Origin of the sequence: Methyloceanibacter marginalis, assembly GCF_001723295.1 — a bacterium.
Taxonomy (GTDB): domain Bacteria; phylum Pseudomonadota; class Alphaproteobacteria; order Rhizobiales; family Methyloligellaceae; genus Methyloceanibacter; species Methyloceanibacter marginalis.
Window position 1 is genome coordinate 1 of sequence record NZ_LPWD01000443.1, and the last position, 19,362, is coordinate 19,362.

Consider the following 19,362-nt stretch of genomic DNA (forward strand, 5'->3'; position numbering starts at 1 on the left):
GCGACCTCGTAGGCTGCCGCCTGCGGCAACTTCATCTCGTCACACAGCGCGCGCAGGTGGCGGCTGGAGATGTAATGGTAGCGATCTTGAATCAGATGAAGGTATTCGATGAGGAGATCGTGACGGCGGGGACGATCGCCCAGCAGTTCACGGACTTGCTCCAACGCGGCGAGGTCGAGTTGTCGCCCCTTAGGGAAACCTCGTGCACGCTTTCGAGAGCCGACATTTCTTGCAGGCCGTTCAGGCCCACCGTTCAACGGTGCTTCCTGCTCCACACTCTACCAATCTTCCTCTCAGATGAACTGAGGCCCAGCGGAAAATTTGAAGACCTATAATTACGTGATACCAGCCACTGATGTAGGGGAGCAAGGGAAGCGGGACAACCTGCTCCGGTTGGCACCGAAGAGGTATACTTTCGTTGATAGAACGATCGGGAAAGCTGAATGACCGATCGGGAATCCCGATCAATAACCGCCGGCCGGTTTTTCAATGACCGACTTTATCGACGCCTTCCGCACAGCCCTCGGCCTCATCGTCACGCTCGACCCGGATCTGGTCGAGATCCTGGTCCTTTCGATCAAGGTGAGCTTGTCGGCGGTCGTCATCGCCAGCCTGCTGGGATTCGCCATCGGCGGAGCGCTTGCGGTTTATCGCTTCCCGGGGCGCGGCGCCGTATCAGCGGTGCTCAGCGCTCTAATGGGGCTTCCGCCGGTTGTCGCCGGGCTTGTTGTCTATCTGCTGTTGTCCAATGTGGGGCCGCTGGGTGTGCTTCAGCTCCTCTACACGCCGACAGCCATGATTATCGCCCAGGTCGTTCTGGTCACGCCAATCATCGGCGCCCTGACGCGGCAAGCCTGCCAAGACCTGCTCGAGGAATATGACGAGCAGCTGCGCTCGCTGGGCGCCTCATCCAGTGCTATTGTCGCCACACTGCTTTGGGATGGTCGTTATCGCCTGATCACGGCAGTGCTGGCCGGCTTCGGCCGCGCGATTGCCGAGGTCGGCGCCGTCATGATCGTTGGCGGCAATATCGATCACGTGACGCGGACGATGACGACGGCCATCGCCTTGGAGACCTCGAAGGGAAACATTGCGCTCGCACTGGCGCTGGGGATCGTGCTTCTGACCATTGCCCTGGCTGTCAACGCCTCTCTGATTTGGGTCCAGCGTCTTGCCAATCGTCTCGCCTATGCTTGATCCCACCACCCCGCTTCAAGGCGTCGGCGATCGTCTCGCCAGTCCACCTTTGCCGGTCGAGATCAAAGGGCTCGTTTACGAGACGGGCGGTAAGCGGGTCATCGATGAGATTAATGCAACCATCGAGTCGCGCCGCATAACGGCCATCATGGGGCCGAACGGCGCCGGAAAAAGCATTCTCCTCAGGCTGATGCACGGGCTGATTGCGCCCACGAAGGGCGAGATCCTTTGGGCCGGGCGCCACGCGGACAGGCCGATGGCCTACCGGCAAGCCATGGTCTTTCACCGTCCGGTGCTGTTGCGCCGCTCGGTGGCGGCGAATGTCTCCCACGCGCTCGGCCTGCGGGGCATCGGACGCGACAAGCGCGCAATTTGCGTCGACGACGCGCTCCGGCTCGCAGGCCTCGAACGCCAGGCGTCGATGCCGGCTCGAGTCTTGTCGGGTGGGGAACAGCAACGGCTCTGCCTTGCCCGGGCCCTGAGCTTGGACCCAGACGTATTATTTCTCGACGAGCCCACTTCGAGTCTCGACCCCGCGTCGACGCTGGCTATCGAGCGGCTGCTTCTTGACGCTCAGCGTCGGGGCATCAAGGTCATTCTCGTGACGCACGACGTTGGACAGGCGCGGCGGCTGGCACACGACGTCATGTTTCTGCACCACGGCCGCGTTATCGAGCATCAAGACTCTCAGGATTTCTTCGATAATCCGCGAAGCGAAGGCGCGCGCGCGTTCCTGAGCGGCGGCTTGGTGCTTTGAGCTCCTGAGGAGGTATACGGTGAAGTTTCATAGACGAGTACTGTTCGGTCTTGGCGCCGCGTTCCTGCTCGCCTCTCTTGCCTCGACCGGGTTCGCGGCGGAAGACGACTTCATCATCGTGCAGTCCACCACATCCACCCAGAATTCGGGGCTGTTCGATTACATCCTGCCGAAGTTCACGGAGAAGACCGGAATCGACGTGCGTGTGGTGGCCGTCGGAACGGGCCAGGCCCTCAAGAACGGAAGAAACGGCGACGGCGATGTCGTGCTCGTCCACTCCAAGCCCGATGAGGAAAAGTTCGTCGCCGAAGGCTGGGGAGTGAAGAGACACGACGTGATGTACAACGACTTCGTCATCGTTGGACCGGCGTCCGACCCGGCTGGAATCGCGGGATTGAAGGACGCCGACCGAGCGCTGGCCAAGATCGCCGAGGCCGAGGCGCCGTTCGCCTCACGCGGCGACGACTCCGGAACGCATAAGGCGGAGCGCGATCTATGGGGGCAGGCCGGGGTCGATCCGACCAAAGGGAGCGGTGACTGGTACCTCGAAACCGGCTCAGGCATGGGCGCCACATTGAACACCGCGGTCGGCAAGCATGCTTACACGCTCGCCGACCGCGGCACGTGGCTGAGTTTTGCCAACAAAGACGACTTCGAGGTTCTCGTCGAGGGCGATCCCAAGCTCTTCAATCAGTACGGCGTCATCCTCGTCAATCCAGAGAAGCACCCGCGTGTAAAAGCCGAGAAGGGGCAAGCCTTCGTCGGCTGGTTGACCAGCGGCGAAGGGCAGAAGGCCATCGCAAGTTACAAGATCGACGGGCAGCAACTCTTCTTCCCGAATGCGCGTCCGGGAACTTAGCCGGATCGTTCGCGCGTCTCCAAAAATTCGATGGCGGGCCATTTGTCTTGGGTATGGCTCAATTCCCAAGCGTTCCGCGCGAGGAACACCGGCTCACCGTCCCGGTCTCTCGCGATCGAGTGCCGCTCGCGCTCGATGAATAGCTTGAAGGCGGATTCGTCTTTGCTTCTGATCCAGCGGGCCGTCGCATAGGGCGCTGGCTCCAGGCCCACACGGATGCCGTACTCGGATTGCATGCGGTCGGAGAGCACATCCAATTGCAGTTGGCCGACCGCCCCGATGATCGCCCCGTTGCCGGAGACCAGATCGAAAACCTGAGTCACGCCTTCCTCGGCAAAATCGTTGAGGGCCCGCTTCAATTGCTTGCCGCGGATCGGATCGTCGAGCCGGATACGGCGCAGCACCTCGGGCGCAAAATTCGGCAGACCCGTAAAGCGCACGTCGTCGCCTTCACAGAGCGCATCGCCCACGCGCAACGTCCCATGATTGGGAATGCCGATAATGTCGCCGGGATAGGCCTCTTCCGCGAGGTCGCGCTCCCGGGCGAAAAAGAAGATCGGATTGTTCACCGCCAAGGCGCGGCCGCTTCTCACGTGCTTGAGCCTCATGCCCCGGCGAAAGCGCCCGGAGCAGAGGCGGACGAACGCCACGCGGTCTCTGTGGTTCGCATCCATGTTCGCCTGCACCTTGAACACGAACCCCGTGACCCTGGTCTCTTCCGGCCGGATGGGGCGCGGCTCCGCCGGCTGCGGCTGCGGCGGGGGCGCATATTCGGCGAGCACCTCCAGAAGCCGGGGCAGGGGGAAATCCTTGAGGGCGCTCCCGAACAGCACCGGGGTCATGTGACCCTGAAGGAACGACTTCGGATCGAACGCCGGATAGACGCTGAACGCAAGCTCCGCGGAGTCGCGGAAGGCGCTCACCACGTCGGGCGGCACGATCCGGTCCAGCTCGGGATCGTGAAGGCCGGCAAGCGCCAAATCGCGGTCATACGCGCCGCCGCGTCCGGCGGACGAGGTGTAGAGTTTCGACTTGAGCAGGTCGAAGCTGCCGTAAGAATTGACGCCGCTGCCGACCGGCCAGGTGATCGGCGAGACATCGAGGGCCAGCGTGCTCTCGATTTCGTCGAGCAGCTCGAGCGGATCGCGGCCCTCCCGGTCCATCTTGTTGATGAACGTGATGATCGGGATGTCCCGAAGACGGCAGACTTCGAATAGTTTGCGTGTCTGGCTCTCGATGCCCTTGGCGGCGTCGATGACCATGATCGCCGAGTCCACCGCGCTCAGTGTCCGATAGGTATCCTCGCTGAAGTCATGGTGGCCCGGCGTGTCGAGCAGGTTGAACGTCAGCCCGGCATGCTCGAAGGTCATGACGGAACTCGAGACCGAGATACCTCTGGCCCGCTCCATGGCCAGCCAGTCGGATTGCGTCCGGCGGTGTTCGCCGCGCGACCTGATATGGCCCGCCAAACGAATGGCGCCGGCAAAGTAAAGAAGCTTCTCCGTCAGGGTGGTCTTGCCGGCGTCCGGATGCGAAATGATCGCAAAGGTCCGGCGATCGGCGCCTGCGTCTGAACTGGCCGTGTTGATTGTCATCATAAAAGCTGTTTGGGCCGAATTCGAACTCTAGAAGACTCGCCCGAACTGCTGCCGCATGAATGCGGCATCGACGGGATCGTTGAAGAGGAGAGAAAGACCGTTCTCGACCGTGAACGCGGCGGAGCGCTCAGGGAATACCGGACGTCTCAAGGTGCGGTGAACTTAATGGCGAACTGGGCCTTTGTGTAGCCATTTCTCGAAAGGAAGGCGGCGTCAGGCCCGCGGCCGTCAGACCTCGATAGCTAAAACGTGATGCCCCCGCTCCGTAGCCACCCGGCCGGGGGCGGTGCTACGGTTGGGGTCTCCAATTCAAGAGGGCGCCATGGCCCTGTCTGAAGCGCATCGCGACTCCAAGACTGCAAGGCCGCTGGTCTATCGGCAGTCGATCTGGACGCGGGCGACCCATTGGATCTGGGCCATATCCCTGTTCTTTCTGTTGCTGTCGGGGCTCCAGATCTTCAACGCCCATTCCACGCTCTATATCGGCAAGCAAAGCGGTTTCGGCTTCGACAATTCGGTTCTCAGCATGGGAGCGGTCAGAACGCCCCAAGGCCTCGAGGGCCGGACCACGATCCTCGGCTATCAGTTCGACACGACGGGGGTGTTCGGTGTGAGCGGCACGTCTGAGAACCCGCAAGCGCGCGGATTTCCAGCCGCCCTGACCATCCCGTCCTATCGCGACCTGGCCACGGGCCGTGTGGTCCACTTCTTCTTCGCCTGGGTGCTGGTCGCCACGCTTTTCGTCTGGCTCGTCGCCAGCCTCGTGAACGGTCATCTCCGCCGGGATCTCAGGCCGACGGGCAGGGACCTTGCGCAGCTGCCGCGGGACGTCGCCGATCACGCGCGTCTCCGCTTCCACCACACCGGCCGGTACAACGTCCTGCAGAAGCTGACCTATTGCATCGTATTCTTCGTGCTGTTCCCGCTCATCGTCTTGACCGGACTCACCATGAGTCCGGGCATGGATGCGGCGTGGCCCTGGCTTCTCGATGTCTTCGGCGGGCGGCAGACGGCGCGCACCATCCACTTCGTGACGATGACGCTGCTCGTCCTCTTCTTCCTCGTACACATTATTATGGTGTTCGCCGCCGGCCCCATCAACGAGCTGCGGTCCATGATCACCGGCTGGTATCGCACCGACCCCGAGACCAAGGGGGACGCGGGCTCATGAGCAAGACGATTCTCACCCGCAGGAAATTTCTCGGTGCCGGCGCCGCCGGTGCGTCGTCCTTGGTGCTTGGCGGCTGCGAGGCGTCAATTTTCTGGCCGATCGCGACGGCACTGTCCGCGACGTGCTCGAGAAAGCAAATGATGTCACGTATTACGTGCAGCGCTTCTTTCGGCGATGCGCTGGCGCGGGAGTACGCGGAAAGCGAGATCCGCCAGGGCCAAAGGCCGAATGGGTCGACCGATCCCCAATCGGCGGAGTACCTGGCTCTGAAGGCGAATGATTTCGCCGACTACCGACTGTCCGTGACCGGACTGGTGGAAACGCCCAAGAGCTATTCCCTGGCCGAGCTGCGCAACATGCCGTCGCGCACGCAGATCACGCGGCACGACTGCGTCGAGGGCTGGAGCTGCATCGCGAAATGGACGGGCCCGCCGCTGTCCGTCGTGCTCGATGAGGTGAAGCTGAAGCCTGCCGCCCGCTACATCGTGTTCCATTGCTACGACAACATGGGCAGCGGAGCATCGGGGCCGAATTTCTATTATGAAAGCTGCGATCTCGTGGATGCACGTCATCCTCAGACAATCCTCGCCTACGGTCTCAACAACGAGGCGCTTCCTGTTCCCAACGGCGCGCCGATGCGCGTGCGGATCGAGCGACAGCTCGGCTACAAGCAGCCCAAATACGTTCACACCATCGAGGCTGTGAGCAGCTTTGCCGAGATCGCCCGGGGGAAGGGGGGCTATTGGGAAGACCGCGGCTACGAGTGGTACGCCGGGATCTGACTAGGACGAACGCGTCGACGCCCAACTGCGGGGCCGTCCGGGTGACCAATGGTGTCACGCAACCGTCATGGCCTCCGGGCGTGGCCGTTGGTTCCGTTCTCCGCCCGCGTTCCTTTTGATGCCGCAATGCTGGTAGAATGTCCTCTCTTTCGAGGGAACCCGCATGTCTCGACTAATTGGTGTTGCAGGCTATTGCCTCTTGGCCGTCAGCTTGCTCTCAGGACCTGTGCGCGCCCAAGAGGCGGATCAGGCCCCTGCGGAGCAGACCGTGCGCGTCGAGGCGGCGAAGGTCGTCGCCGCGCCGCTCAGCGAGCAGGTCACCGCCGTCGGCACGCTGCTCTCTGACGAATCCGTCACCGTCAGCTCGGAAATCCCCGGCAGGCTGAAGGAGATCCACTTCACCGAGGGCCAGCCGGTCCAAAAGGGCGCGCCCCTTTTCACTCTCGATGAGTCCGTCTATCGGGCCCAACTCGCCGACGCCGAGGCCAAGCTAAAGCTGGCCGACCAGACCAATAAGCGGACCAGCCAGCTCTTCAGCAACAAATACGCCACGGCCCAGTCGGCGGACGAGGCGGCCTCGAACCTCGCGGTCGGCCAGGCGGCCGTCGAGCTCGCCCGCGTCCAGCTGGAGAAGACCCGGATCGTGGCGCCGTTCTCCGGCATTGTCGGTCTCCGGCATGTCAGTGTCGGGGAATACATCACCGCGGGTCTGGCGCTGGTCAATCTCGAGGCCATCGATCCCGTCAAGGCGGACTTTCGGGTGCCCGAGAAGTTCCTGCCGGCGATCAAGGTCGGTCAAACCATCCGCATCCGGGTCGACGCCTTCCCGGGCGAAACCTTTGACGGCAAGGTCTACGCTATCGATCCGCGCATCGACGTGGCCGGACGGAGCCTGCTCGTGCGCGCCAAGGTGCCGAATGCCGACCGGCGCTTGCGGCCGGGCCTGTTCGCGCGGGTGACGGTGCTGCTGCAGATCAAGGAGGATGCGCTGACCATCCCCGAGCAAGCCATCGTGCCCCAGGGCGACGGACAATATGTGTTCAAGATCGACGGCGGCAAAGCCACGCTGACCGAGGTGACCGTCGGCATGCGCCGCTCCGGTCAGGTCGAGATCCTCGAAGGTCTCGGCGTCGGCGACGAAGTGGTGACGGCCGGGCAGCTCAAGCTGCGTGACGGGACGCCGGTCTCCATCGCCAATGGCGCCGGGGCCTAGAGCGTGACGCTTCCCGAACTCTCGATCAAGCGGCCTGTTTTCGCCACCGTGATGAGTCTCGTCCTCGTCCTGGTGGGTCTCGTCTCCTACGACCGGCTCAGCGTACGAGAGTATCCGGCGATCGACCCGCCGGTCATCACGGTGGAGACCGATTATCCCGGCGCGAGCGCCGCCATCGTGGAGACGCAGGTCACCCAGGTGCTCGAGGATTCGCTCGCCGGTATCGAGGGCATCGACTTCATCACCTCGATCAGCCGCCAGGAATCGAGCCAGATCACCGTCACCTTCAAGCTCGACCGCAATCCCGACTACGCGGCGGCGGATATTCGCGATCGCGTGGGCCGTGTCCGCGGCCGCCTGCCGGAGGAGATCGACGAGCCGATCATTCAGAAGCGCGAGGCCGACGCGCAACCCATTCTCTACCTCGCCTTCTCGAGCAAGCAGCACTCCGCGCTCGAGATCACCGACTACGCCGACCGATATGTGAAGGATCAACTGACCACGCTGAACGGCGTGGCCGAGGTGCGCCTGTTCGGCGACCGGGCCTATTCGATGCGCATTTGGCTCGATCCGGAGCGTCTCGCCGCCTATCAGCTTACGCCGCAGGACGTGGAGAATGCGCTGCGCCGGCAGAATGTGGAGGTGCCCTCGGGCCGCATCGAGAGCCAGCAGCGCGAATTCACCGTGCTGGCGGAGACCGATTTGCGCACGCCGCAGCAATTCAATGATCTCATCATCAAGGACGCCAACAGCTATCTCGTCCGGCTGAGCGACGTGGGCCAAGCCGAACTCGGCGCGCTCGACGAGCGCCGGGTGGTTCGCTTCAACGGCGAGCCGGCCATCGCCGTGGGCGTCATCAAGCAGGCGACCGCAAATCCGCTTGAGGTCTCCGAGGCGGTCAACAAGATTCTGCCCACCATTACCAGCTCGCTGCCCGAGGGCATGCAGGTCCGGGTGGCCCATGACAAGTCGGTCTTCATCGCCGAGTCGATCAAGAACGTCTACGCGACCATCGGCGAGGCCGTGGTCCTCGTCATTCTCATCATCTTTTTGTTTTTGCGCTCTGTGCGGGCGACGCTGATCCCGCTCGTCACCATTCCCGTGTCGCTGATCGGCGCCTTCGCGCTGATGCACTGGCTCGGCTTTTCCATCAACACCCTGACCCTGCTCGCTCTGGTGCTCGCGATCGGCCTTGTGGTCGACGACGCCATCGTCATGCTCGAGAACATCTATCGCCACGTGGAGGAGGGCATGGCCCCGGTGAAGGCGGCGCTGCTCGGAAGCCGCGAGATCAGCTTCGCCATCATCGCCATGACCATCACCCTTGCGGCGGTGTATGCGCCGATCGGCTTCATGACCGGTCTCACCGGCCGGCTGTTCACGGAGTTCGCCTGGACCTTGGCCGGCGCGGTGATCGTGTCGGGCTTCGTCGCGCTGACATTGTCGCCGATGATGTGCTCCAAGCTGCTCAAGCGTCAGACCCACCACAATCTGGCCTATCGCGTCATCGAGCGCTTTCTCGACGGGGTGACAAAGGCCTACCGCGCACTGCTCAAGGGAGCCCTCGCGGCGCGCCCGCTCGTCCTCCTCATCGGCCTGGCGGTCGCGTGCTCGAGCTATTTCCTGTTCATCACGCTCAAGAGCGAGCTTGCGCCGGTCGAGGACGAGGGCCGGATCAATGTGAACTTCCGCGGTCCCGAAGGCGCGACGATCGATTTCACCGATGCCTACGCCAAGCAGCTGGAGGACATCGCGCTCGCCGTGCCGGAAGCGGACCGGGTGTTCGTGGTCTCGGGCAGCCCGACCGTGTCTCAGGGCCGTGTCATTCTGCGCGTGAAGCCTTGGGACGAGCGTGAGCGTTCCCAGCAGGAGATCGGCCGGTCGATTGCGCCGGAGGTCTCCGGCGTCACGGGCGTCGTCGCGTTCCCCGGCAATTCTCCGCCGCTCGGCCAGAGCTCGCGGTCCAAGCCGATCAATTTCGTCATCCAGACATCGCAGCCCTATAGCGAGCTGCAGAAGATGGTCGATACGCTGCTCGAAAGGATTCAGGATTATCCTGGTCTGGTCGACATCGAGAGCGACCTCAAGCTCAACTCGCCGCAGCTCGATATCTCCGTCGACCGCGAGAAAGCGGCGTCCATGGGCGTCGAGATCGAGACCCTGGGCCGCACGCTTGAGACCATGCTTGGAGGCAGGCAGGTCACGCGGTTCAAGAAGGAGGGTCAACAATACGATGTCGTGGTGAAGGTGGCGGATATCGACCGGGAGAATCCGGACGACATGCGGCGCATCTATGTGCGCGGCACCGACGGCGCCATGACCCCGCTGTCGAACCTCATCAGCATCAGGGAGACGGTCGCGCCGAAAGAGCTCAATCACTTCAATCAGCTTCGCGCCGCGACCATCACCGGTCAGATCGCGCCGGGCTATTCGTTGAGCGACGGTCTGGCGTTCCTGGAAGAGGCGGCGGAGGAGGTCCTGCCGGCGACCGCGCAAATCGAGTACGCGGGCGAGTCGCGGGAATTCCGCGAAGCGAGCGCCAACATGTATCTCACCTTCCTGCTCGCGCTCGCCTTTATCTATCTCGTGCTCGCGGCTCAGTTCGAGAGCTTCACCGATCCCTTCATCATCATGCTGACCGTGCCCCTATCGGTGACCGGCGCCTTGCTCGCGCTGTGGTGGAGCGGCGGCACGCTCAACATCTATAGCCAGGTCGGTCTCGTCACCTTGATCGGCCTCATCACCAAGCACGGAATTCTCATCGTGGAGTTTTCCAATCAGCTGCGCAGCAAGGGGCAGCCGATGGGAGAGGCGGTGATCGAGGCCGCCACCTTGCGGCTGCGGCCGATCCTCATGACCACGGGCGCCATGGTGCTTGGCGCCGTTCCTCTTGCCCTTGCTGCCGGGGCCGGCGCCGAGAGCCGCCAGGATATCGCTGGGTGATCGTCGGCGGCCTCCTGGTGGGCACGCTGTTCACCCTGTTCGTGATCCCGGTTGTCTACACATACCTGTCCAGACGCGCCTTCATCGAATCCGACGAAACGGCGCTCGGCCCGGAAGCTGGTCACGGCAAACAGGGCCCTGCCGCTCCGCAGCCGGTCCCAGCGGCGGAGTAGTATTTGCGCCGCAATAGACGCGGGAAGGCGCGCGCAATCCGCATTATTTGCGCGTATTCGACGGGCAGGATGTTGAATCTTTAGGCATTCAAGAGCCGGGCGCTGTTTCGCAAGATTTCGTGCGCGAAAACCTGCCAATTGCCCGGGCGACACAGCCTTGTTTTGCGTACCCCCTAATAGTTACTCCCTCAAGAGGATTGTCTCCGAAGGGTATAAATCCCGAAACTCCTAGGCGAATTCGCAATTCTCAGCCATGCGGCGTGGCTGTGAATGGTGGTGTGGACGTTACTTGAAGCAAGGACGCCATGAGCAACAGGTCTGAGCCTTCTACCGCCTTGCCCGCTGCAGCCGCCGCAATCCCGTTCGTAGGCAAATGAGTGTCAGGCCGGTCGCCCGTCTCCACGGTCGTCCCGCCCTTCGACGTGGAGGGACCACATGACAAAGTTTCAGATCAATCGCCGCGATTTCCTTTCGACCACCGCCGCCGCCACGGTTATGGCCGGCGTTTCCATGCCGAAGCTCGCATTCGCGGCCGACAAGGTCGTGAAGATCGGCTTCCTCGCGCCGCTCACCGGCGCGGTCGCCGCGTGGGGCAAGCCCGGCCTCGACGGCTGCAAGATCTGGGCTGATTGGGTCAATGCCGACGGCGGCATCAAGATCGGCGACGACGTCTACAAGGTGGAGTTCGTCGCCTACGACGACGAGTACGATCCCAGCAACGCGCGCACCGGCGCGGTCAAGCTTATCAAGGAGGACGACGTCAAGTTCATCATGATGCTTGGCGGCGACCCTTGGCCGGGCGCGGCTCCGGTGGCGGAAAAAGAGAACATGCTGGTCTCGACACTCCTGCCGAGCGACCTGTCGCCCGAGACGAAAATGCTGGTCGCACCATGCGAGGTGCACCCGATCTATAATGTCACCGGTGTCGAGTGGCTGGCCGAGAACAAGCCCGACCTGAAGACCGCGGTCATCTGCGCTCAGGACGACTCGCTCGGCAAGCCGTCGGTCGCGACCTATCTGGCCGCGTTCGAGGCGGCGGGCATCGAGGTTCTGGGCGATCCGATCTTCTTCGATCCGGCCACCACCGACTTCGCACCGATCATGTCGAAGATGCTGGCGCTCAAGCCGGACATCATCTGTCTCGATACCTGTTACGCCGACTACGTACACCCCCTCACCGAGCAGGCTTTCCAGCAGGGCTTCAAGGGTCAGATGATCTCCTGCACGGCCGACTTCTACCAGAAGATGGTCGAGAAGACCTCGAAGGAGTTCATGGAAGGCTTCATCTTCCAGTTCCCGGACTTCGACGATCCCAAGCTCAACGAGCCTCACGTCAACTTCAACAAGCCGAACGAGTTCTACGCCGAATACGTGAAGCGCTTCGGCGAGGGCGAGTGGGGCGCCGTGTCGTGGGAATATGCCTCGATCATGGATCTCTGGTCCGATGCCGCACAACGCGCCGACAGCACCGACCCGGAGAAAGTCTTGGAGGCCATGAAGGTGGGCGGCACCGGCAAGCAAGCCTTCGGCGAGGCCGATTGGTGGGGCAAGGAGCTCTTCGGCATCGACAATGCGCTCGTCGGCCTCTGGCCCGTGGTCGTCATCAAGGACGGCAAGGCCAAGATCCAGGATTTCAAATCCATCCCGGCGTGGTGGGACAAGCACAAGGATCTCCTGATCAAGCACATGGAAGCGCTCGATCAGATGTATTATCAGCGCAGCTGAGCACGTCCTGCTGGGTGCAAGGTCTAGTCTAGCGTCCGAGACGGGATTTCCTGCGCTCCGCCACTGGCGGAGGGGCTGTTCATGCCCCTCGCGCTAACCGGTATAATACGTCCGGCACCGAACCCAGGCCTGGCGCATCACGGAGCCTTGTGATGACCGTTGAGTTGTTCCTTCAAACCGTCGTCAACGCGACCTACGCGGCGAGCTACATGGCGCTCATCGCCGTCGGCTTCGTGCTGATCTTCGGTGTGATGGGCGTGGTCAACTTTGCCCACGGCGAGCTCTATATGGCCGGCGCCTACGTGGTTGTTGCACTCTATGCCGATCAAGCCCTCCCGTTTTTTGTTGCCGTCGCCGCCGGCCTGGTCTTTGTCGGGCTGCTCGGACTTCTCATGGAGCTCGCCCTGTTCCGGCCATTGCGGGACAATCCACTGGGGGGGCTGATCGCCTCGATCGGCTTCCTTCTCATTCTGCAGACGATTGCGGTGCTCGGCTTCGGCGTTCGCATGGAGAATGTTCCGCCTTCGACCCAGGACAAGATCGTGTTCCTGGACGGTGCGGTGCTGACCTATCAACGGCTCTACGTCATCCTGGCCGCGGTTGGGTTGCTGACGGCGCTTTGGCTGTTCCTGCGCAAGAGCAAGTTCGGCTGGGCGTTGCGGGCTTGCGCGCAAGACCGCGAGGCTGCCGTCCTGCAAGGCATGTCGATCAACCAGACCGCGCGGCTTGCGATGTTCATCGGCGCGGCCCTCGCCGGGGTCGCCGGTGCGCTGACCGCGCCGCTTGTCTCGCCCACGCCGTTCATGGGGCACTCGGTCATCGTCACCGCCTTTATCATTATCATTGTCGGCGGCCTGGGCTCTCTCGAAGGCGCGGTGCTTGTCGCCATCCTCTACGCCTTCGTCCACACCTTCGTGACCACGCTCTACGACGGGACGCTGGCCAATATCGTCGGCCTGCTGTTGATGCTTGCCGTCCTGATTGTCAAACCGACGGGCCTGTTTGGAGCGAAAGAACGTGCCTAAGCCTGAGACCAATTCGACAATTGCCTGGGTATTTGGCTTCGGTCTGCTCGCCGTCGTTCTGATCGCGCTCCCGCATCTGCTCTCGTTCTCGCAGCAGGAGATCTTGGTCTTCCTGGTCATCAACGTGCTGCTGGTCTGCAGCTATCGCCTGCTGACGCTGACCGGCGAATGGTCCTTGGCGCACGCGGTCATCATGGGCGTCGGCGCCTACACATCGGCGCTGGCCGCCAAGGAGCTTCAGCTTCCCGTCCCGGTTGCCATGCTCCTCGGGGCGTCCATGGCAGGCTTTCTCGCCTTCCTGCTGAGTTTTCCGCTGTTCCGGATGAAGGGCTTTTACTTCCTCATCGGCTCGTTCGCCGCGGGCGAGGTGATCCGGCTCATGTGGAAGTGGAGCGATCTCACCTTCTTGTTCGGCGGGCCGAAGGGCATCAAGCGCATTCCGCCAATGCCCGACATCTTCTCGATCGATTTCTACGAGCCGGTGAATTACTACTATCTTTGCCTCGTCGTGGTGGCAGTGTCCCTTCTCATTCTCTATCGCGTCGAGCGCTCGCGGATCGGCCTGACCTTCCACGCCATCCATTGGCAGGACAAGCTCGCCGAGTCCGTCGGCGTCAATACGTTCCGCTATCGCATGCTGGCCTTCGTGATCTCGGCCTTCTTCGCCGGTCTCGCCGGCGCGCTTTATGCCCACTATGTGGGCGCGGTCGCCCCGAACAGGTTCGGGGTGGAAGAGATGGTCTACATACTGATCTGGGCCATCGTCGGCGGAACAGCGACGTTCTATGGGCCGATCATCGGCGTGGTGGCGCTCACCATCCTCAACGAGGTGATCTTGCGCTCGCTCGACGTGGACGAGATGCGGCCGATGTTTTACGGCGCGATCCTCATCATCTCCATCCTGTTCCTGCCGAACGGACTGGAAAGCCTGCTGCCGAAGATCAAAGGGTGGTTCGCCGGCCGCAAGGACCGCGCGACGCCCTGGCGGAGCAGCCCGCCGAATAGGCGGCGTCTTTCAGAGGTCCGATACCGGCGGTGCCAGGAGCAGAAGCGCCGCCGCCATCAACTTCCGCGTATCGTTGAGCATGGCGGGACGCTCGCGCCGCCAGACGGCCAGTGTGTCGCTAGCCGGGGCCGTAACAGCCGCATCCGGAGCGTTCAAGGCCTCGAGGCGCTTGACCGTTTCCGCGGCGATTTCCCGCCAGCGCTGCTGCCACAGGCCGCGATAGGTGTCCCGGTGGCGCGCCTCCATGCGCAAATGGAACATGGAGCTGCGCGCGACCCGCGGAGCGTCCATGCGTGCGATCCAGGGTCCGGAGCCTTTCCAAGCATCCAGGGCCTTGGCGAACAGCGAGGCTTTGGCCTGGTCGTCTCCCGCCAGGCTCAGGCACACGCCGTAATTTGCGAGGCTCGTGCCGAGGCGTGGATCGATCGGCTCGAAATTCGCGCGAGCCATCTGGAGCGCTTGCCCGGCTTCCTCCTTGGCGCGAAGGTAATCGTTCTGTGCGGCCGCGTCGGCCGTGGACTCGGCTGCCGTCTCCCAGGCGAGATCGGTCTCGCTCCAGCCGGCGTTCACGAGTTCTTTGAGGTCCCAGGTCTCAGGCACCGAGATACGCGCGCCTCACATGCTCGTTGTCGTGCAACTCAGGGGCCGGCCCTTCGAGGGCGATCTTGCCCGTCTCCAGCACGTAAGCATAGCGCGCAAGCTTGAGCGCCAACTCGGCGTTCTGCTCGACCAGCACCACGGGGACGCCCCGCTCCACGATATCGCGGATGATCTGCGCCATTTCCTGGACCATGACCGGCGACAAGCCCATTGAGGGCTCGTCCATGATCAGCATTTTCGGCCGGGACATGAGCGCCCTGCCGATCGCCAGCATTTGCTGCTCGCCGCCGGAAAGCGACCGGGCCCATTGCCCGCGGCGCTCCTTCAGGCGCGGAAAGCGTTTGAAGACGTCTTCGAGGTCGGACTCGATGGCCGGCCTATCGGAGCGCAGAAAGGCCCCGGTGCGGAGATTCTCCTCGACCGTGAGGTCCGGAAACACGCGCCGGCCTTCGGGGACATGGGCGATCCCCAGCGCCACGATTTTTTCCGGTGCGAGCGCGTCGATGCGCTTGCCCGCGAAGATGATCTCGCCTTGGCTGAGGCGCGCAAGCCCCGAGATGGCCCGCAAGGTCGTACTCTTTCCGGCGCCGTTGGCGCCGATGATGGTGACGATGCCGTCGTCGGAGACGGCCATGTTGACGCCTTTGAGGGCCGCGACCTTGTGGTAGTGAACCGTAACCTCGTTGATCTCAAGCAGCATCGCTCGCGCTCCCGAGATAGGCTTCGATCACGGCGGGATTGTTGCGCACTTGCTCGGGCGTTCCTTCGGCGAGGAGCGTGCCGAAATTCATCACCGTGATCGCGTCGCACAGGCCCATCACGGCCTGCATGTCGTGCTCGATCAGCATGATGGTCACGCCTTGCTCTTCTCGCACGAGCTTCACCAGCTCGATCATCCGTCTCGTTTCTTCCGGGTTCATGCCCGTGAAGGGCTCATCGAGCAGCATCAGTTTCGGATCTGCGGCGAGCGCGATGGCCAGGCCGAGGGCGCGCTGATGCCCGTGTGACAGATTGGCGGTGAGCTCGTCGGCAAGGTTCTCCAGCCCTAGAAACTCGAGGATGCCGTGGGCCTTCTGCTCCGCGGCCTCTTCGGAAGCCCGGTCGGTGCCGAGGATGCGCTTGACGAGACCGGCCTTGGCACTGCGGTGACAGCCAAGACGGACGTTGTCGTGCACGCTGAGCTCGTGAAACAGGGTCGTGCCCTGAAACGTCCGGATCAGCCCGAGTTCGGCGAGCGCGCTGGTCGCGCGCCCCGAGATGTCTTCCCCGAGATAGACGACCTTGCCCCGGGAGGGTGCATAGAAGCCGCTGATAACGTTGAACGTCGTTGTCTTGCCGGCGCCGTTGGGCCCGATCAGGCCGTGGATCGACCCCGCTCGAACACTGAGATTGAAATCGTTGACGGCGACGATGCCGCCGAAAGTCCGAGCCAGGGTATGGACCTCAAGAATTGATTGCTCGGCGATTGTCATCGGCGCGGTCGGCCCCTTTGAGCAGGCAGAACAAGGTGATTACCACACCTCTCGCGGCCCATGCATTCTTCCAAGATCGTACCTCCTTGGGGTTACTGAGCAAGGGGATGTGACCCGTAAAGCCGCCTCAGATCGGGCTCGCCCGAACAGACCTTTGTCAGCCTTCGCTTGATGGGAGGGCAGTGTCGAAGCGATCCGGTTAGAAGACAATTACTCTCCAAGAGGTAGGCCGCTTGTCAGCCAAGGCCCAAGGCTGATCGGGAGCCAAAAACGGCGCTCTCCGCCTAACCCTTTTGGGGTAACTAACCGAGGGAATTGTGGAGAAAGCTTCGCCGCGAGCAAGATCGAAAAGCGACAAGAAGGGGAGATGCAGTCGATGGCGAATGACTCGAAAGATACGCGGCCGATCAAGGATCAGCGCGTATGCATCATTGGGGCGGGCCCCAGCGGCACAGCCCAGCTTCGTGCTTTCGAGGCGGCCGAGAAAAACGGAGCGGAGATTCCCGAACTCGTCTGTTTCGAGAAGCAAGCGAACTGGGGCGGCCTGTGGAACTATACGTGGCGCACGGGACTCGACGAATATGGCGAGCCGGTCCATTGCTCGATGTATCGGTATCTCTGGTCGAACGGTCCCAAGGAGTGTCTGGAGTTTGCCGACTACTCGTTCGAGCAGCATTTCGGCCGCGCCATCCCGTCTTACCCGCCGCGCGAAGTGCTTCACGACTACATCATGGGGCGGGCCGAGAACAGCGGCGCCAAGAAATTCGTCCGTCTCCAGACGGCCGTACGCTGGGTTCAGTATTCACCGGAGACAAAGAAGTTCACGGTCACCGTGAAGAACCTTCCCGAGGACCGCATCTATTCGGAAGAGTTCGACTATGTTGTCGTGGCGAACGGTCACTTCTCGACGCCCAACATGCCGGAGTTCGAAGGGCTCAGCATGTTCCCGGGCCGCGTCCTCCACGCGCACGATTTTCGCGATGCGCTCGAATTCAAGGGCAAAGACGTCCTGTTGGTCGGGTCCTCCTATTCAGCCGAGGACATCGGCACGCAGTGCCACAAATACGGCGCCAACTCGATCACTTTCAGTTATCGCACGAAGCTAATGGGTTTCGACTGGCCCGAGGGTTTCGAGGAGAAGCCGCTCCTGAAGAAGACGGTCGGCAACGTCGCCCATTTCTCGGACGGCTCGACCAAGAAGGTGGATGCCATTGTGCTGTGCACGGGCTATCTGCATCACTTCCCCTTCCTGCCCGACGATCTTCGTCTGAAGACGCACAACAGGTTGTATCCGCCGGATATCTATAAGGGCGTCGTCTGGATCAACAACCCGAAGCTGATGTATCTCGGCATGCAGGACCAGTACTACACCTTCAACATGTTCGATGCGCAGGCTTGGTATGCGCGCGACGTGATTCTAGACCGGATCAAATTGCCGGACCGGGCCGCCATGAAAGCCGACAGCGAGGCATGGGTGAAGCGGGAAGAGGCCTGCAAGACCGAAGAGGAGAAGATCGACTTTCAAACGGAGTATGTCCGTGATCTCCTCCAGGCGACCGATTATCCGCCTCTGGATGTCGATCATGTGGGTGAGCTGTTCAAGGAGTGGGAGCACCACAAGGAGGAAGGTATCCTGACCTATCGGAACAGGTGCTATCCTTCGACACTCACAGGCACGATGTCGCCGCAGCACCACACGCTTTGGATGGACGCATTGGACGATAGTCTTGGTGCGTTTTTGAAAGCGCCTGAGGCCGCCGAGTGAACGACGCGCGACGAGAAGCGGCTTTGCCCGAGAGATCGGCCGGGCGCGCCTAAGGAGATAGCCATGAGCCTCGTAGGGAGGGAGGTCCTGCCTGCCTCCTCCGTCAAGACGACCACACGCGTCCGCCGCATGCGCGTCGCGGGCGGTGGCGTGGTCGCCGTCGGCGTGCAGGCGGGCGACAGGCTGAAGATCGTCGACCCCGAAGGCCTCCAGCCGGGCCTGCTCTACGCCATCTCCGAGAAGGAAGGCGGCCAGGCGGTCATCCCGGCCTTGAGCCGGCTCGACGCGCCGACACTCGATCAGGCGCTGGCGGCGGCAAGAGACGGCAGAGCCGCCGCGGCCAACGCGGTGGCGATCCGCGGCGTCGCGGCCGAAGACGTACGCGGCGCCAATGTCTTCGGCGAGGAGACGGCGCCGGGTACGCAAGTGCGCTTTGACATCGAGGCGGATGGCACGTTGCTCGTCTTCGCGCCCGGCGAGGCCATGACGCCGGACGCGCAGAACCCACCGACAGAGCTCCTCGTGGAGATCACCCATGACCACGATGCGGATCTCGACCCGCCGCCGCCGCTCGCCGAACCGAAGCTCGACCTCAGGGTCGATGCGGCAACGGCCTCGGCCTACCGGGTAAAGGCGGGGGATTACATCCAGATCGTCGACGTCGAGGGCCGCCAATGCTCGGACTTTCTTGCCTTCGATGCGGCGGCGCTGGAGAGCGGCACGGAGAATGGTCTCGACGCCACCACGACGCATTCACTGATGGGCACGGCGGCGCCGGGCCCGGGCCTCCATTCGAAATATTTCGACCAGACGCAGAAGCCTCTGGTGGAGGTGGTCCAGGATACCGTCGGGCGGCACGACACCTTCATGCTCGCCTGCAACGCCAAATATTACGAGGACATGGGCTATCCGGGACATTCCAACTGCACCGACAACTTCAACAACTGCCTGTCGTCCTATGGGATCGCGCCGCGCAAGGGATGGCCGGCGATCAACTTCTTCTACAACACCTTCGTCGACGACAATGACGGCATCGGCCTGGATGAGCCGTGGTCGCGGCCCGGAGATTACGTGCT

General features: G+C 62.5%; 16 protein-coding genes and 1 pseudogene. 13 read left to right on the forward strand and 4 right to left on the reverse strand.

Annotated features, from left to right (window positions below; all coding sequences use genetic code 11):
• A partial coding sequence (locus AUC71_RS18960) for an NAD(P)H-dependent oxidoreductase subunit E (RefSeq protein ID WP_244500999.1) occupies nucleotides 1-275 on the reverse strand: 275 nt, incomplete at its 3' end.
• Nucleotides 276-489: 214 nt separating this feature from the next.
• Between AUC71_RS18960 and AUC71_RS15425 the strand changes: the two genes are divergently transcribed.
• The 3 genes from AUC71_RS15425 to AUC71_RS15435 are packed head-to-tail and all read left to right on the forward strand — an operon-like array spanning nucleotide 490 to nucleotide 2,813.
• Entirely contained in the window at nucleotides 490-1,197 is a 708-nt protein-coding gene (locus AUC71_RS15425; RefSeq protein ID WP_069624956.1) for an ABC transporter permease, read from the forward strand.
• The gene (locus AUC71_RS15430; protein WP_069624957.1) at nucleotides 1,190-1,954 is read left to right on the forward strand and encodes an ABC transporter ATP-binding protein; all 765 of its coding nucleotides are present in this window, start codon (nucleotides 1,190-1,192) and stop codon (nucleotides 1,952-1,954) included. The genes AUC71_RS15425 and AUC71_RS15430 overlap by 8 nt, the downstream gene beginning before the upstream one ends.
• A gap of 19 nt (nucleotides 1,955-1,973) precedes the next feature.
• Entirely contained in the window at nucleotides 1,974-2,813 is an 840-nt protein-coding gene (locus AUC71_RS15435; RefSeq protein ID WP_425283402.1) for an ABC transporter substrate-binding protein, read from the forward strand.
• Here AUC71_RS15435 and AUC71_RS15440 read toward each other — a convergent pair.
• A complete protein-coding gene (locus tag AUC71_RS15440) occupies nucleotides 2,810-4,411 on the reverse strand; it encodes a peptide chain release factor 3 (RefSeq protein ID WP_069624958.1) in 1,602 nt (533 codons plus the stop codon). The two genes, AUC71_RS15435 and AUC71_RS15440, sit on opposite strands and share 4 nt — an antisense overlap.
• Before the next feature lie 322 nt (nucleotides 4,412-4,733).
• On the opposite strand from AUC71_RS15440, the gene AUC71_RS15445 reads away from it, so the two are divergent.
• From AUC71_RS15445 to AUC71_RS15475, 8 genes and pseudogenes are all read left to right on the forward strand, one after another.
• On the forward strand, nucleotides 4,734-5,582 hold the full coding sequence (locus tag AUC71_RS15445) for a cytochrome b/b6 domain-containing protein (protein WP_069624959.1): 849 nt from the start codon (nucleotides 4,734-4,736) through the stop codon (nucleotides 5,580-5,582).
• Nucleotides 5,579-6,364 (forward strand): annotated as a pseudogene (locus AUC71_RS15450) (molybdopterin-binding protein). The gene AUC71_RS15445 and the pseudogene AUC71_RS15450 overlap by 4 nt, the downstream one beginning before the upstream one ends.
• Nucleotides 6,365-6,590: 226 nt before the next feature.
• Nucleotides 6,591-7,577 (forward strand): efflux RND transporter periplasmic adaptor subunit, encoded by a 987-nt coding sequence (locus tag AUC71_RS15455; RefSeq protein WP_204376756.1) that lies wholly within the window; start codon nucleotides 6,591-6,593, stop codon nucleotides 7,575-7,577.
• 3 nt (nucleotides 7,578-7,580) lie between these two features.
• The gene (locus tag AUC71_RS15460; RefSeq protein WP_069624961.1) at nucleotides 7,581-10,520 is read left to right on the forward strand and encodes an efflux RND transporter permease subunit; all 2,940 of its coding nucleotides are present in this window, start codon (nucleotides 7,581-7,583) and stop codon (nucleotides 10,518-10,520) included.
• A complete protein-coding gene (locus AUC71_RS21555; protein WP_244501000.1) occupies nucleotides 10,517-10,693 on the forward strand; it encodes a hypothetical protein in 177 nt (58 codons plus the stop codon). Before AUC71_RS15460 ends, AUC71_RS21555 begins: the two co-directional genes overlap by 4 nt.
• Before the next feature lie 435 nt (nucleotides 10,694-11,128).
• Entirely contained in the window at nucleotides 11,129-12,418 is a 1,290-nt protein-coding gene (locus tag AUC71_RS15465) for an ABC transporter substrate-binding protein (protein WP_069624962.1), read from the forward strand.
• 152 nt (nucleotides 12,419-12,570) lie between these two features.
• Nucleotides 12,571-13,443, forward strand: a complete 873-nt coding sequence (locus AUC71_RS15470; RefSeq protein WP_069624963.1) for a branched-chain amino acid ABC transporter permease — start codon at nucleotides 12,571-12,573, stop codon at nucleotides 13,441-13,443.
• The gene (locus AUC71_RS15475) at nucleotides 13,436-15,154 is read left to right on the forward strand and encodes a branched-chain amino acid ABC transporter permease (protein WP_069624964.1); all 1,719 of its coding nucleotides are present in this window, start codon (nucleotides 13,436-13,438) and stop codon (nucleotides 15,152-15,154) included. The genes AUC71_RS15470 and AUC71_RS15475 overlap by 8 nt, the downstream gene beginning before the upstream one ends.
• Here AUC71_RS15475 and AUC71_RS15480 read toward each other — a convergent pair.
• Both AUC71_RS15480 and AUC71_RS15485 read right to left on the reverse strand, forming a co-directional pair.
• The gene (locus AUC71_RS15480; RefSeq protein ID WP_244501003.1) at nucleotides 15,042-15,746 is read right to left on the reverse strand and encodes an ABC transporter ATP-binding protein; all 705 of its coding nucleotides are present in this window, start codon (nucleotides 15,744-15,746) and stop codon (nucleotides 15,042-15,044) included. The genes AUC71_RS15475 and AUC71_RS15480 overlap by 113 nt on opposite strands.
• On the reverse strand, nucleotides 15,739-16,521 hold the full coding sequence (locus AUC71_RS15485; RefSeq protein ID WP_069624966.1) for an ABC transporter ATP-binding protein: 783 nt from the start codon (nucleotides 16,519-16,521) through the stop codon (nucleotides 15,739-15,741). Before AUC71_RS15485 ends, AUC71_RS15480 begins: the two co-directional genes overlap by 8 nt.
• A gap of 376 nt (nucleotides 16,522-16,897) precedes the next feature.
• Between AUC71_RS15485 and AUC71_RS15490 the strand changes: the two genes are divergently transcribed.
• Both AUC71_RS15490 and AUC71_RS15495 read left to right on the forward strand, forming a co-directional pair.
• Entirely contained in the window at nucleotides 16,898-18,286 is a 1,389-nt protein-coding gene (locus AUC71_RS15490) for an NAD(P)-binding domain-containing protein (protein ID WP_069624968.1), read from the forward strand.
• Between the two features lie 63 nt (nucleotides 18,287-18,349).
• On the forward strand, nucleotides 18,350-19,362 hold a 1,013-nt coding region (locus AUC71_RS15495), incomplete at its 3' end, for a DUF1989 domain-containing protein (protein WP_244501001.1).